Raw genomic sequence first — 13,900 nt, 5'->3', positions numbered from 1 at the left:
CTACCTCGCCGGTTCAATTGACGCCCAGTCCGTTCTCGCGACGCAGTTTGTCACCGGCCGGATTCAGCGCCTCGCGCTGGAAGCCGAAGCCGCTGCGGCGGTCCAGGCGGAACAGGGTGTTGGTGACATAGATGTCCTCGCGAAGGCCCACCACTTCCACTACTTCGCTGACGCAGCGTCGGCCATCGGGCAGGCGGGTCAATTGGATCACCACATCCAGGGCCGCGCAGATCATCTGCCGCAGGGTGCGCTCGGCGACTTGGCGCCCGGTGAGGCCGACCAGGGTTTCCAGGCGCAGCAGGGCATCCTGCGCATTGTTGGCGTGCACAGTGCTCATGGAGCCATCGTGGCCCGTGTTCATCGCGGTCAGTACATCCAGCACTTCCACACCACGGATCTCGCCGAGGATGATCCGGTCCGGGCGCATCCGCAGGGCGTTGCGGATCAGGTCGCTGGCCTTGACCTCGCCATGTCCCTCGGCATTTGGCGGGCGAGTCTCCAGGCGAACAACGTGGGGGTGCACCAGTTGCAGTTCGGCCACGTCTTCGATAGTCACCAGGCGTTCATACGGGTTGATCAATTGGCTGAGAATGTTCAGCAGGGTGGTCTTGCCGGTGCCGGTGCCGCCGCTGATGAGAATGTTGCAGCGCTTGCCCACCGCGTCCTGGAGAAACTCGAAGATCGCCAGGTCGATGGTCTGCATGGCGATCAGGTCGCTGCTATTGAGCATGTCCTTGCGGAACTTTCGAATCGACAGGCAGGGGCCGTCCAGGGCAATGGGTGGAATGATTGCGTTGACCCGGCTGCCGTCGGGCAGGCGCGCATCGACCATTGGCGAGGACTCATCGAGACGCCGGCCCAGGGGCGCGAGAATTCGTTGCATCACCCGCTCCACATGGTGGGCGTCGATGAAACGCAGGTCGCTCTGGTGCAGCACGCCTTCGCGTTCGACGAACACGCGGTGCGGACCGTTGACCAGGATCTCGGTTACCGCAGGATCGCGTAGCAGTACTTCCAGGGGACCGAAGCCCGTCAGCTCGTCGACGATCTCTTCTGCCAGCCGCTCCATTTCATAACGGGAGATCGCCAGGTGCATGCGCGCGATGTACTCCGCGACCTTGTCGGTTACGAATTGCGAGAGGTTTTGCCGGGAGCTTTCCAGGAGGTTTTTTCCCGACTCTTCGATGGCATCAATGATGTAGCGATGCAACACCAGCTTGAGGCCTTCGTGGTCGCTGTTGCCCGGCGCTGTGCGGGGTGGGCCGCCAAAGAGTTTTTCGCCGCTCATCGGGCCCCCATGATTCGGTTGAGCCAGCCGGCCTTGGGCTGGGGCAGGCCTTCCGAGCGTTTGGCCAGGCGTTCGCCCAGGACGCGAATACTTTGCGTCAGGGCTTCACGGGGGGCCATTTCAAACAAGGTGACGCCCTGGTTCTTGGCGTTCAGGCGCACCTCCGGGCTGTAGGCCAGTACCGCGATCACTTCCAGGCCGAAGGTCTTGCCCAGGGTCTCGGAGTCCGGTGCGACGGCGCGCAGGTAGCGGTCCACCAGCAGGCGCGCGTGTTCGAGTTTCATGCCTTTTTCGCGCCAGTGATTGAGCACCGCGAGGTTGCGCCGGCAGTCGAGCACGCTCTGATCGGTGCGCCAGAGCAGCTTGTCGCAATGGCTGACAAAGGTGCGCAGGGCTTCGCTGTCCGGTTGCCCGGCAAGGTTCACTACGATGTGCTGGAAGTGCTGGCGCAGGGCGCTGAGCAGCATGTACAGCTCCGCCGCGCTGGTGTGCTCCAGGGGCTCGTCGTGACTGGCGTAGGCGAGGATCCGCAAACCGGCTTCGGCGCTGGTGAAGGCGCTGTCGATCAGGGTGGTATCCAGGCGTCGCAGGTGCCGCAGGGCATCGCCGAAGTGGAACGAACTCTCCAGCCCCAGCAACGCGAGGCTGTCGCCCCTGGGCAGGCCGAGGTCCAGCAGCAGGGTTTGCTGGCCGCTCTTTTGCACCACCAGTGCCAGGTGTCCGGCCAGTAGTGCACCATCGCCGTCACTCTGGGTACCGTAGAGCACGGTCAAGCCTCCCAGCTGAGTGTTGGGTGTCACTGCTGGCAGGCGCTTGCTCAAGCGCCTGACCAGGCCGGCAACTTCACTGGAGCGCGAACCGTAGGCGACAAAATCCCGCGCGCCGGCGCGCATGGCATTGAGTACCAGTTGGTTGTCCATGCCGTCGCCGAGGGCGACGATCGCCAGCATCGGCTTGGCTTCCAGGGCACCTTCGATCAGTGCGGCCTGGGCTACCACATGCTCGCGGTCAAGGCCGACGAACACCAGGTTGGCGAAGGTGACGTCCACCAGTGCCAGTAACTCATCGAGGCTGCCATCGGCCCCTACCACTTGGCCCAGGGGCGCCAGGGCGCCTTGCAGCCACTCAAGGTCGGTGTTGTTGCGAGTGATGGCGAGGAACGTCTGGCTCAGGTTCTGGCTCATTGCGATAGCCCACTGCGCTTGTCGAAGTTGCCGTTTTCGAGGAAGAACATGCGATAGAAATTCGGGTCGTAGTTGCGCAGGCGTTCGCCGGGCAAGGCCGGCAGTTTTGCGTCGGCGGCCAAGGGTTGGACCAGATGGGGCGTGACCACCATCAGCAGCTCGCGCTCCTCGCGTTTGATCGAGGTGTCGCGGAAGAAGGCGCCGAGTACCGGAATGTCCCCCAGTCCCGGAAACTTGTTCACCTGGGAGCTGTTGCTGGTGCTGATCAAGCCACTGATGACGAAGCTCTCGCCGTCGGCCAGGGAAATACTGGTATCGGTACGGCGAATGGTCAGGGCGGGAACTTGGGCCCCTGCGATCGTCACGGCGTTGCTGTAGTCCAGTTCGCTGACCTCTGGTGCAACCTTCAGCGAGATACGACCGCGGTCGACGATGGTCGGGGTCAGGGTCAGGCGAATGCCGAACTCCTTGTATTCGATGGTCGCGCTGTTGCTACCGGCGCTGGGCACCGGGATCGGGATCTCGCCGCCGGCGAGGAAGCTCGCGCTCTGTCCGCTGAGGGCCACCAGGGACGGACGCGCCAGGGTGTAGGCGAAGCCACTGCCTTCCAGCGCATTGATCAAGGCCAGCACCCGGCCGTTGCCGAAGCCGATATTGAAGGTGCCGTTATCCAGGGGAATGTTGCTCCGGCGACCACCAAAGACCGGCGTGGCGCCCCCGGCGGTGCCACTGGTGACTGGGGCGGTGCCGGGGGAGCCGAACAGGAAGTTGTGCCCGCGTCCAAAGATCGAGGCACTGGCTTCCTTGAGTTTGGTCCGGCTGACTTCGACGAAGCGGATGTCGGTCTGCACCTGGCTGGGCAGCAGCGGATCGTCGGTGGCCGGCAGGCGGGTGCTGGTCATGTCGGCGGTGGCGCGGCCCTGGACAAACACCATGCTTTGCCGTGGGGTGCTGGAGCAGGAGGTCCAGACCATCAGGCTGGTGGCACCTGGGGCCATGCCGGTGAGGAGAAAGGCCTGGCTGCCGTTGACGTGGACATCGGCAATTTTCGGATCGCCCACCGCCAGCCGGGTGATCGCTACTGGGGATTGCAGTTCCTGTTGCAAGCCTTCGCCAACCTCCAGCACTGCGGGCAATGGCGCCAGGTTCGAGCAGCTTGCCGCCGGAGCGGCCAGGGCCTGGGTCCAGAGCAATGGCCCCAGGCTCAGGGTCAGCAGGCAAGTGAACAGCGGCATGGAACGACTGCGCATGTAGTGCATCCTTGCTCAATCAGGGAGTTTGTTGAGTGACCTGGTTACCTCGGATCACCTCCACCGCCGATCGTGGTGCGCCACCGTGGGCGACCGGACTGCGGGGGGCGCTGCCGAGGGCCAGTTGAGTGAATTGGAACAGGTTGCCGTTGGCCACATCGAGGTGGTCACTGGCGTCTGCATTGCCGGCCCAATAATGAGCCAGGCGCTGTTCCTCGCTGCTGCGTACGGCCAGGCGCAACACGCCGACCTGGGTGGCCAGCATCAGCCGGCTCAAAAGTTGTTCGGGAACGGCCAGGACCACCGTGCGGGCAGCAACCCGGCGCTGGTCCTGCTTGAGTTTGTCATCGCTGCTCAGGGTGGGTGAGGCGGGTTGTCCGTCGTTGGTCAGTCCCAGTTGTTCGCCCACAGCCAGCACGCGCATGGCAGGCACCGCGATCTGTGCCGATTGCTGCGGGTTGCTGGTGTCCTGGCGCAGGAACAGCAGCACGTCGACATAGTCGCCCGGGCTCAGTTGCCCCGCCGCGCCGATGACTTCGTCGACGGCGACTGCCAGGGCCCGCTCATCGCTGTGGATCATCCGCGCCAGGGCACCACCGCTGTCGAAGCTCTGTTGGTTGAGCCAGGTCCCGGCGTTCAATTGCCGCCAGGGCGTGCGGCCCACTGCCTGACTGATGGCGCTGAGGCTGCCAGCCGGTGCAGTGCGCAATTTTTCCAGCGCCAGATCGGCGGCGGTAAGGGGCATGAAAGGCGGCACGTCGCGAACCAGGACCACCACCGGTTGGCGAGTCTGGTCCTCGGCACTGCTGGTGGTTTGTTCGACGACGCTGGGGGCCGTCGGTTGAGCTGGCGGTGGTGGCACGGGTTGCCGGCTGAGCATCAGTCCCCAGTAGCCGAAAAACACCGCACCCACCAGAAGAAGTCCGGCCAGGCCCATGGTGACGCGACTGTTCATGAGGGCTCTCCCTTTCCTGCTGCACTACCGGCCCGTGCTTCCAAACGAGTTAATTTCGCAATCAGGCAGCTATGAACATGCAACTATTTCGCTATGTGAAGGTAGTAGAGCTAGGACGAAATGCCATTAACTAGCCAAAAATAGCTAACAAAAGTAGGGCAATCTCAATTGGGATTGGATTTTTGGCGCCAACCTTCCAACTAATACTTATTGATTAATCAGTTCTTACAGTTGCTGGTCCGGACTTTGTTGACAATGCTCTGGTGGCATCAAGGGATTTTGTTCCCGTGCGCTTCCATCAGCGCCAAGTGGCGCAAAGGAGAGCTAGGATGATTCTTCAATATTTGTATCTCAGGGCGCGCCTGTTTTTTGACCGTACCGAAGGCGCTTCAGCGATCGAGTATGCAATCGTGGTCGCCATGGTGGCCGTCATCGTGGTGGCGTTCGTGACCCCAATGGGCGCCAGGGTACTGGCCATTTTCAACAACGTACTGGTCGCCTTGGGAGGTGCCACGGTTACCCGTCCTACTCCATGAGCCAGTGAGCGAGTGAATGGCTGCACGCTGCAGGGACTCCCCAAGGAGGTGCGTCATGCTGTTTGAATGCCTGTTGCTTCGTGCTCGCCTGCTGTTGAAGGAGACGGATGGCGCCTCGGCCATTGAATACGCGATTGTGATCGCCATGGTGGCCGTGATCGTGGTGGCGTTCGTCACGCCAATGGGTGACCGGGTCCTGGCGATCTTCAACAATATCCTCACGGATCTGGGAGGTGCGACGGTAACGCGATCCCTACCTTGAGGCTGCTATCGCACTTGCAGTAAAGGTCGCCGGACAGTCCGCTCAAGGTAATGTTGATGAACACACCCTCCACCCCACGCCAGCAACTTCTTCTTGTGGATGATGAAGAGGACGCGCTGATGGAACTCGCCGAGTTGCTGGAAGGTGAGGGCTTCTGTTGCTTTACCGCGACCTCGGTGAAGCTGGCTTTGCAGCACCTCACCCGCCATCCCGACATTGCCCTGGTCATCACTGATCTGCGCATGCCAGAGGAGAGTGGCCTGTCGTTGATCAAGCGCCTGCGCGAACACACCTCGCGTCAGCATCTACCGGTCATTGTCATGTCGGGCCACGCCGATATGGACGACGTCAGCGACCTGCTGCGCCTGCAGGTACTGGATCTGTTCCGCAAGCCGATCTATCACGTGCGCCTGCTGGAAACCCTCAACAATCTGTTTCCCCAACCTCGCCTGCATATAGTTGGTCCCTGATTTCCAGCTCCGGTCCGGGCCCCGTCCCGGCACTGGCCGAGGTACCTGCCTTTCTTCGATTCAGCGGTAGCTCCTCACACCAACCGAGCCTTTGGCCCGCGGGTAAAAAAGACCCGCCGATGGGCGGGTCTAGTCACCTAATGGATCAGAGTTGATAGCTGAAACTCAGGGTGTAGCGCGGCTGGCGATTGTAGGTGTCCAGGGCTTCGTCGGACATCGGCTTGGCGGCTTCCAGGGCAATGTTGTAGTGCTTGGAGTCTCCGAAGCGCAGGCCAACGGCGGCCGATGACAGGCTGCTGCCCTTGACCGGCAACTGGTTGAACCAGGTTTTCGAGCGGTCCAGCACCACATAGGGTTGCAACACCCGGACCCAGGGTCCTTCGCGGTTGAAACTGTAGTTCACCTCATAGGCCACGCCCCAGCCTTTGTCGCCGGTGGCCTGGTCATCGGGGTAGCCGCGAGCGAAGTTCTGGCCGCCGAAACTCGCCCGTTCGCTGTCGGGAAGGTTGTCCTGGCTCCAGTACAGGGCGCCGGACAGCACGCCCTGCCAGTTATCGAAGAAGCGGTTGCTTTGCACCCCAGCCAGGCGCAGACGGAAGAAGTCCAGGTCGTAGAGGCTGTTGTTGGTGTTGGCCCCCATACTGTCTAGCCCGCGATACAGGCCGGCACTGAGGATCCGCAACTGGCGCGGGTCGGATTTGCTCCAGTCGCCTTCCAGCGCCAGGGCGCGGATGTCTGTTTTCTCTTCCAGGGTCAGCGGGTTGTTGGTGACCTGGTAGCGGGTCTTGTCGTTCACCGCGTACAGGCGTGTGCCTGCGGTGAGCATTTCATTGGGCGAGGCGATAAACGGGTGGCTGACGCCGATGGAGAAGCGGTCGTTTTCGCGATGGGGCTCCAGCTCAAGTCCGTTATCCAGTTGTACATTGGTACGCGGATCGCTGCGATAACGTGCGCCATACAGGTTCAGTTGCGTTCCTTCCGACCCCAGCAGCTGACTGTAGTCCAGGCGGTAGTAGTGCTCCTTGTCCTTGCCCGGTGGGAACAGCCCGCTGAGGCTGAGCTGCTCGCCCCAGGCGGTTTGTGAGTTGCTGCTGACGCCTACCAGAGCCTGCAGGCCGTTGCGGTTGTCGTCGGTGCTGTTGAGGCTGGTGGTGATGGATTTGCGACTGGCTACGGCGACCAATCTGGTTGCGCCATCGGTGGTTCCCGGTGGTGGCACTACGGCTTGTAGTGTCACTCCGGGCACTCGGCTCATCAATGTGGTGTAGCGCTCGAAGGTCTTGCGGGTCAGTGGGCGCTCAGCCTTGAGTTTGCTCACCAGTTTGTCCAGGTAGGCGGACACCGGGCCGATGTCGCCCTGCAGCTGGTAGTCCCTGATATAGCCTTCCACCAGCACCACCCGCAGGGTGCCCTGGTCGAGTTTCTGTTGTGGCATGAAGGCATAGGACAGCAGGTAGCCGTCGTCCTGGTAGCGCCGGGTGATGCTACGTGTGGCTTCGATCAGTTGGCCAAAGCTGGCCTCATGACCGATCAGGGGCTGGTAGATCGCTGCCAGCTCTTGCAGGGGGTAGATGGTACCGCCTTCGATTTGAACCTGGCGCACCGTGACCTTGGTGCCCATCATCAACGGCTGCTGCCCTTGAGGGGGAACGGGCTGTTCGGGTAACTGCGGTTTTGGAGTCACCGGGCGGTAGGCATCTACCGGCAGGTTGGGTATCGGCAGGTTGTTGATGCTGTCGTTGCTGTTGAGAAAGCGGGGAAGGGAGTCGGCGTAAGCGGAAGTGCAGCATCCAAGTAACAACAAACTGGCCAATGTGCGCATAGGACACTCCATGGTCAAACTGCGGCGGTGCTAAAAATCCTCATGCCAAGCGTCGTTCAGGGTCAGGGCCTTGATCTGGTGCCGGGATATGATGCTCTGGATAAACAAAAGGCGAGAGATCCAGCTGAATCTCTCGCCCTCAACCAAGCGTAGGCGCTGTAGGGGAGGCCGTCGAATCGGCCAGGTGCAAATTATTTTTTGGTACCACCCAGGGCGCCGGTCAAACCACCCAGCACACCACCCAGGCCGCCACTAGGGGCTGTACTGCCGCCGACCAACCCTCCTACCGAGGCCACAGTACCGCCCGCTGCACCGAGGGTGCCGCCCAGGGCGCTACCGACCGGATTACCGCCGGTGCCTCCGGCGCCGTTGCTACCAGTGTTGCTGACCGCGCCGCCCACCTGGCCCAGCAGACCACTGACGGGGCCGCCAAGGCCGCTGTTTGCGCCCACTTGCTGGGTCAGGCCGGAGACCGAACTGGTGACAGGGTTCAATGCCGAGCCCAGGTTCACGCCGACGCTGGCCAGAGGCGCGGTGACCAGCAGATTGGGGGTGCCGCTGCCGCCGAGGGCGCCGCCTACCGAGGCGATCAGGCCGCCTACCGCGCCACCGGTGACACCGCCGGCGCTGACGGTGCCATTGCTACTGCCAGTGTTGAGGCCGTTACTCAGGTTCGCCACGGCGCCGCCGACGGTTTCCAGCAGGCCGTTGTTACCACCAGTGCCGCCGCTACCGGTGCCGCTGCCAGAACCGCCCAGGTAACCGCCCGCAGTGCCTACGGCGCTACTTGTATTACTCAGGGCATTGCCCAGCAGATCGGTTCCAGGGGTGCCGTTGCCGGTATCGCTGACCTTGTTGCCGGTGTTATCGACCGCGTCGGCCACGCCATTGAGCAGCCCATTGACCGGCGCGCCAAGGCCGGTAGCGCTGCCGACCTTGCCGGTCACGCCTTCCGCCAGGCTCACCACGGGGACCAGTACCTTGTCGCCCACGCCATCGCTCAGTGTGCCTACGGGGCCGCTGCTGGTGACGGTACTCAGGGTATTGCCGAGCATGGTCACCTGGGTGCCGACACCGCCGAGCACAGGCGCCACTTGTGTGACTACACCACCGACCACCGGAACGCTCTGGGTCGTGGCGGCCAGCTTGCCGCTGAGGTCGGTGACTCCGGTGCCCACATCGCTGGCCACATTGCCAACGGTTGCTGTGGTTGTGCTCAGAGCCTTGGGATTGGTACCCAGTTGGCCCAGGCCATTGGTCAAGCCTTCGCCCACGGTGTCTACGACATTGCCCGTGGTGTTGACAGCGCTCTGCACGACACCGCCGACCACCGGAACTGCGGCGAGGGAATCACCCAGACCGCTGACGCCAGTGCCGAGACCGCTGACGGTGGTGCCAAGATCGGACACCAGGCTGCTGGTGGTCACTGTACCGCCACCAGTACCACCACCAGTACCACCACCTGTGCCACCGCCTGTACCACCACCTGTACCACCACCTGTGCCGCCAGTTCCTCCGGTGGTGCCACCGCTGGCGCTGTTAGTAGATGAGTCGCTACCGCCGCTCTTATGACCGCCGCCGCCGCTGCAGCCTGTCAGGCTGAGGGTCAGGATCATGGCCAGTGCCGTACACGCTTTCCATCCAAATTGAGTGTTCATTAGAGTTATCCCTTGCACCTGTAACAACGTTCGTTATTTTCGATAGCCCTCCAGTTCTGGTGCTGGAGATGCCTTCGTCCGTTGTCTACATAAAAGGCTTGCAGGGGACTTTGAACAATTATGATCTTGGTATTAATGATTTATTTTCATAGGATTTATTTACTCAAAAGTAACTAGTATTAAAGTATCGTTTTGAAAGTATTTTTATAAAAATCTCATTTAAAACAACGACATATAAAATGTAATGAGCTGAGCTCAGTTCGCGTTAAACTAAAGTTATATACACACAATTAATAAGCTCTGGTCCTGGCTTGAGCAGGGTCTGCAATTGCCCTTGCCGTCATTAGTTTGGGGGAGGGTCTTGAACCAGGCTCCGGCCTATACTGCGCGACCGAAACTTTTCAGGAGCTTGTGATGGTGTCCCCAGTCTGGTGGTTGTTGTGCCTGCCGTTTTTTGCGGGTGCCTTTCTCGCCCTGCAAGCCGGGATCAACGGCCAGTTGGCCAAGCAGCTTGGCAGTGTGCTGGCTGCGGCATTGGTCTCATTTTTTGTCGGCACCGCGGCGTTGCTGATCCTGGTGCTGATGCAGCGCGAGATGCCTTCGCTGGGGGCCCTCAAGGGACTGACCTGGTGGCATTTGTGCGGTGGCCTGCTGGGGGTGTTTTTCATCACCACTGCCGCCTTCGCCGGGCCGCGGATCGGTGCCTTGCTGTTCATGGCGCTGGTGCTGGCCGGTCAATTGAGCATGGCCCTGGCTCTGGATCACTTTGGCTGGGTGGGGTTTCGCGAGGCACCGGTCAGCCTTGGCAAGATTGCCGGGTTGTTGCTGATCGTCGCTGGTGTCGTGTTGATCCGTCGCGGTTGAAGGCCGTTCAGGCGATCGGCTGCCAGCCACCCTGCATGTGTTGCAGATCGCCGTTGCCCAACAACTGCAATTCACCGCTTGGACCGGCCGCACTGGCCAACAGCCTGACCTCTGCAGGCAGCAGCACGGGTTTTATGAATTGCACCGTGACTTCCAGGTTCGCCGCCGGCAAGTGCTCGTTCAGCGCCGCCAGGGTCCGTGCCTTGTTCCACAGGCCGTGGGCAATGGCCTGGGGAAACCCGAATAGGCGGGCACTCCAGGCACTCAGGTGGATAGGGTTGTAGTCGCCGGAAACCCTGGCATAGCGCCGGCCGATATCACTCTCGGCCTGCCAGCGATTGACTTCATTCAGGCACTCGCCAGAGGGCTGGATCTGCCCCGCAGGTTCTCCCAGCAGTTTGACGCCGCGGCAGAGCATCCGGCTTTCGGCTTCCCAAAGCGGTCCCAGCAGATCGTCCAGTGTGGTCACCAGATCGAACACCGCGCCCTTGGCATGGAGTTGCAGGTTGCGTACCTGGACCCCGACCCGCACGCTGCTGACGTTACCCATGGGCCGCCATACACGAATCCGGTTGGCCAGGTGAATCAGCCCCAGCAGTGGAAAAGGAAAATCCCGGGCTGTCAGCAGTTGCATCTGCAAGGGGAACGCCAATACATGGGGATAGGTGGCAGGGAGCAGGCCGTTATCGACAAAGCCGCAGACCTTGCGATAGGCCTCCAGCTGTTTGGGTTGCAGGCTGACCCAGCAACGCAGGCCCTGCTCGGGCAACTGCGTGCCGTTGATTCGCCGGCGCAGCGCAGCCTTGAGGAACAGCGCAGGCAAGGACGAGGGGATGTTCAGTTCGTGCCAGTGCGCCGTCATTTTCAAGCTCCCAGGACACTTTGACCGCAGACCCGCAAGGCCTGTCCGCTGACCGCGCCGCTGCCCGGCTGGCCAAGCCAGGCCACCGCTTCGGCGACATCCTGGGGCAGGCCGCCCTGGCCCAGGGAGCTCATGCGGCGCCCGGCTTCGCGCAGGGCGAAAGGCACCTTGGCGGTCATTTGAGTCTCGATGAAACCAGGCGCGACGGCGTTGATGCTGATGCCCTGTGCGTGCAGCAACGGTGCCCAGGCCTGGGCCAGGCCAATCAGCCCGGCCTTGCTTGCGGCGTAGTTGGTCTGGCCACGGTTGCCGGCGATGCCACTGATGGAAGCCAGCAGGATCACCCGCCCATGGTCGTGCAGGCGACCGTGGTCCAGCAGGGCCTGGGTCAGTACCTGTGGCGCGTTGAGGTTCACCGCCAGCACCGCATCCCAGAATTCCGCGGTCATGTTGGCCAAGGTCTTGTCCCGGGTGATGCCGGCGTTATGCACCAGGATGTCGATGCCGTCCGGCAGTTGCTCGATCAACTGTGCCGGCGCGTCCTCGGCGCAGATATCCAGGCTGATGGCGCGTGCGCCGAGTCGGGCGGCCAAGGCTTCCAGCTCGGCCTTGGCCTGGGGCACATCCAGTAGCAGCACTTGGGCGCCATCTCGGGCAAGGGTTTCGGCAATAGCTGCGCCAATGCCCCGCGCTGCGCCGGTGATCAGGGCCTTGCGTCCGGCCAGCGGGCGGCTCCAGTCCTGGACCTGGGTGGCGCAGGGCTGCAAGCGGATCACTTGCCCGGAGACAAAGGCACTCTTGGGTGAGAGAAAGAAGCGCAGCGCACCTTCCAGTTGCTCTTCCGCACCGGCCCCCACGTACAGCAATTGCAGGGTGGCACCGTTGCGCAGTTCCTTGGCCAGGGAACGGCTGAAGCCTTCCAGGGCACGCTGGGCGCTGGCGGCGAAGGGGTCTTCGAGGGTTTCCGGGGCACGTCCGAGGAGCACCAGGTGGGCGCTGGGTTCAAGGCTTCGCAGCAATGGCTGGAAGAACTCGCGCAATTGCTTGAGTTGATCGGTCTGCAGCAGCTCGCTGGCATCGAACACCACAGCCTTGAGCCTGGGTCCGTGGCCGGGAATCCAGGGGGTGGCCAGGCCCGGATCGGTGCCGTAGCTGTAGATTGCATCGGTCAGGCGCGGTGCCAGGGCGCTGACCTGCTGCGCCAGGGCGCCGCCGCCAATCAGCAGCGCGCCCTCGATGGGCCGCAGGCGGCCTGCCTGCCAGCGCTCCAGACGTACCGGCGACGGCAGGCCAAGGGCCCCGACCAGACGCTGGCCGATGGACGAATTGGCGAAGTCGATATAACGGTCGGACATGGAACGCACTCCGCAGGCTGGGGTTCAAAGTGTGGACCATGAATGGCATGCAGTCGTTCGATCAGTGAGAAGCCTCCTAAGCTAGTGGGGAGGTACTTACCGAAGTCGCATTCACAGAACAGGGAGCTTTCCATGACACAGCTGCGTCGCGTAGCGATTATCGGCGGTAACCGTATCCCCTTTGCCCGCTCCAATGGTCCTTACGCCACCGCCAGCAACCAGGCGATGCTCACCGCGGCGCTCGAAGGCCTGATCGAGCGCTACAACCTGCATGGCTTGCGTATGGGGGAGGTGGCGGCGGGGGCGGTGCTCAAGCATTCCCGGGATTTCAACCTGACCCGGGAATGCGTGCTGGGGTCGCGCCTGTCGCCCACTACCCCGGCCTACGACATCCAGCAAGCCTGCGGCACTGGCTTGGAAGCGGCATTGCTGGTGGCTAACAAGATTGCCCTGGGGCAGATCGACTGCGGTATTGCCGGCGGTGTCGATACCACCTCGGATGCACCGATCGGGGTCAACGAAGGATTGCGCAAGATCCTGTTGCAGGCCAACCGGGCCAAGAGCACCGCCGACAAGCTCAAGATCCTGCTGCAACTGCGGCCTCATCACCTCAAGCCAGAATTGCCGCGCAACAGCGAACCGCGCACCGGCTTGTCCATGGGCGAGCACTGCGAGCAGATGGCCAAGACCTGGGACATTCCACGTGCCGAACAGGATCAGCTGGCCCTGGAAAGCCACGAGAAAATGGCTGCTGCCTATGCCGAAGGCTGGCACGACGATCTGCTCACGCCCTTCCTTGGCTTGACCCGAGACAACAACCTGCGCCCGGACCTGACCCTGGAGAAGCTCGCCAGCCTCAAGCCGGCATTCGATCGCAGTGCCCTGGGTACTCTCACCGCCGGCAACTCGACGCCGCTGACCGATGGTGCCTCATTGGTATTGTTGGGCAGTGAGCAATGGGCCAAGGAACGCGGCCTGCCGATCCTTGCCTATTTGCGCGATGGCGAGGCCGCTGCGGTGGACTTCGTCAACGCTGCCGAGGGACTGCTGATGGCCCCGGTATACGCGGTACCACGATTGCTCGCACGTAATGGGCTGAGCCTGCAGGACTTCGACTATTACGAGATCCACGAAGCCTTTGCCGCCCAGGTGCTGTGTACCCTCAAGGCGTGGGAGGACCCGCAATACTGCAAGAGCCGGCTAGGCCTCGACGCCCCCTTGGGCAGCATCGATCGTGCACGGCTCAACGTCAAAGGCAGCTCCCTGGCGGCGGGCCATCCCTTTGCCGCCACGGGCGGACGGGTTGTCGCCAACCTGGCGAAGTTGCTGAGTGTGGCGGGGCAGGGGCGGGGATTGGTTTTGGGCCTGTCTCTTTTTCCCCTCTCCCACCCCCC

General features: G+C 62.2%; 13 protein-coding genes. 5 read left to right on the top strand and 8 right to left on the bottom strand.

All coding sequences use genetic code 11. The features are described from left to right. Window positions 1-13 precede the first annotated feature (13 nt). From GV819_RS24875 to cpaB, 4 genes are read right to left on the bottom strand one after another with little or no spacing between them, the layout of a single operon-like run. A complete protein-coding gene (locus tag GV819_RS24875) occupies window positions 14-1,288 on the bottom strand; it encodes a CpaF family protein (protein WP_161758697.1) in 1,275 nt (424 codons plus the stop codon). Further along, window positions 1,285-2,472, bottom strand: coding sequence for an AAA family ATPase (locus tag GV819_RS24870; protein WP_161758696.1), 1,188 nt, complete (start codon window positions 2,470-2,472; stop codon window positions 1,285-1,287). Before GV819_RS24870 ends, GV819_RS24875 begins: the two co-directional genes overlap by 4 nt. After that, window positions 2,469-3,722 carry a type II and III secretion system protein family protein gene (locus GV819_RS24865; RefSeq protein ID WP_161758695.1) on the bottom strand — a complete coding sequence of 418 codons (1,254 nt, stop codon included), beginning with the start codon at window positions 3,720-3,722 and terminating at the stop codon, window positions 2,469-2,471. Before GV819_RS24865 ends, GV819_RS24870 begins: the two co-directional genes overlap by 4 nt. Window positions 3,723-3,741: 19 nt before the next feature. Further along, on the bottom strand, window positions 3,742-4,677 hold the full coding sequence (gene cpaB, locus GV819_RS24860; protein ID WP_161758694.1) for a Flp pilus assembly protein CpaB: 936 nt from the start codon (window positions 4,675-4,677) through the stop codon (window positions 3,742-3,744). Between the two features lie 329 nt (window positions 4,678-5,006). Between cpaB and GV819_RS24855 the strand changes: the two genes are divergently transcribed. From GV819_RS24855 to GV819_RS24845, 3 genes are read left to right on the top strand one after another with little or no spacing between them, the layout of a single operon-like run. Beyond that, entirely contained in the window at window positions 5,007-5,213 is a 207-nt protein-coding gene (locus tag GV819_RS24855) for a Flp family type IVb pilin (protein ID WP_161758693.1), read from the top strand. A gap of 55 nt (window positions 5,214-5,268) precedes the next feature. Continuing rightward, a complete protein-coding gene (locus GV819_RS24850; protein WP_161758692.1) occupies window positions 5,269-5,475 on the top strand; it encodes a Flp family type IVb pilin in 207 nt (68 codons plus the stop codon). A 56-nt stretch (window positions 5,476-5,531) separates the two neighbouring features. Further along, window positions 5,532-5,945, top strand: a complete 414-nt coding sequence (locus GV819_RS24845) for a response regulator (protein ID WP_161758691.1) — start codon at window positions 5,532-5,534, stop codon at window positions 5,943-5,945. A gap of 145 nt (window positions 5,946-6,090) precedes the next feature. On the opposite strand, the gene GV819_RS24840 is transcribed toward GV819_RS24845, so the two are convergent. Beyond that, window positions 6,091-7,767: a ShlB/FhaC/HecB family hemolysin secretion/activation protein gene (locus tag GV819_RS24840; protein WP_161758690.1), complete on the bottom strand. Its 1,677-nt coding sequence runs from the start codon at window positions 7,765-7,767 to the stop codon at window positions 6,091-6,093. A 191-nt stretch (window positions 7,768-7,958) separates the two neighbouring features. Next, complete coding sequence (locus tag GV819_RS24835) at window positions 7,959-9,194, bottom strand: collagen-like triple helix repeat-containing protein (protein ID WP_368668937.1); 1,236 nt, start codon at window positions 9,192-9,194, stop codon at window positions 7,959-7,961. Between the two features lie 645 nt (window positions 9,195-9,839). Here GV819_RS24835 and GV819_RS24830 point away from each other — a divergent pair. Next, window positions 9,840-10,289, top strand: a complete 450-nt coding sequence (locus tag GV819_RS24830; RefSeq protein ID WP_161758688.1) for a DMT family transporter — start codon at window positions 9,840-9,842, stop codon at window positions 10,287-10,289. A 7-nt stretch (window positions 10,290-10,296) separates the two neighbouring features. Here GV819_RS24830 and GV819_RS24825 read toward each other — a convergent pair whose 3' ends face one another. Together GV819_RS24825 and GV819_RS24820 are read right to left on the bottom strand one after the other, a co-directional pair. Then, window positions 10,297-11,151, bottom strand: a complete 855-nt coding sequence (locus GV819_RS24825) for a MaoC family dehydratase (RefSeq protein WP_161758687.1) — start codon at window positions 11,149-11,151, stop codon at window positions 10,297-10,299. 2 nt (window positions 11,152-11,153) lie between these two features. After that, complete coding sequence (locus tag GV819_RS24820) at window positions 11,154-12,506, bottom strand: 3-oxoacyl-ACP reductase (protein ID WP_161758686.1); 1,353 nt, start codon at window positions 12,504-12,506, stop codon at window positions 11,154-11,156. A 132-nt stretch (window positions 12,507-12,638) separates the two neighbouring features. On the opposite strand from GV819_RS24820, the gene GV819_RS24815 reads away from it, so the two are divergent. Next, on the top strand, window positions 12,639-13,900 hold a 1,262-nt coding region (locus GV819_RS24815; protein WP_161758685.1), incomplete at its 3' end, for an acetyl-CoA C-acetyltransferase.

This window comes from Pseudomonas sp. Fl5BN2, from assembly GCF_009908205.1.
GTDB lineage: Bacteria > Pseudomonadota > Gammaproteobacteria > Pseudomonadales > Pseudomonadaceae > Aquipseudomonas.
Note: the sequence above shows the minus strand (reverse complement) of the source record. Positions and strands in the feature narration are given on the sequence as shown.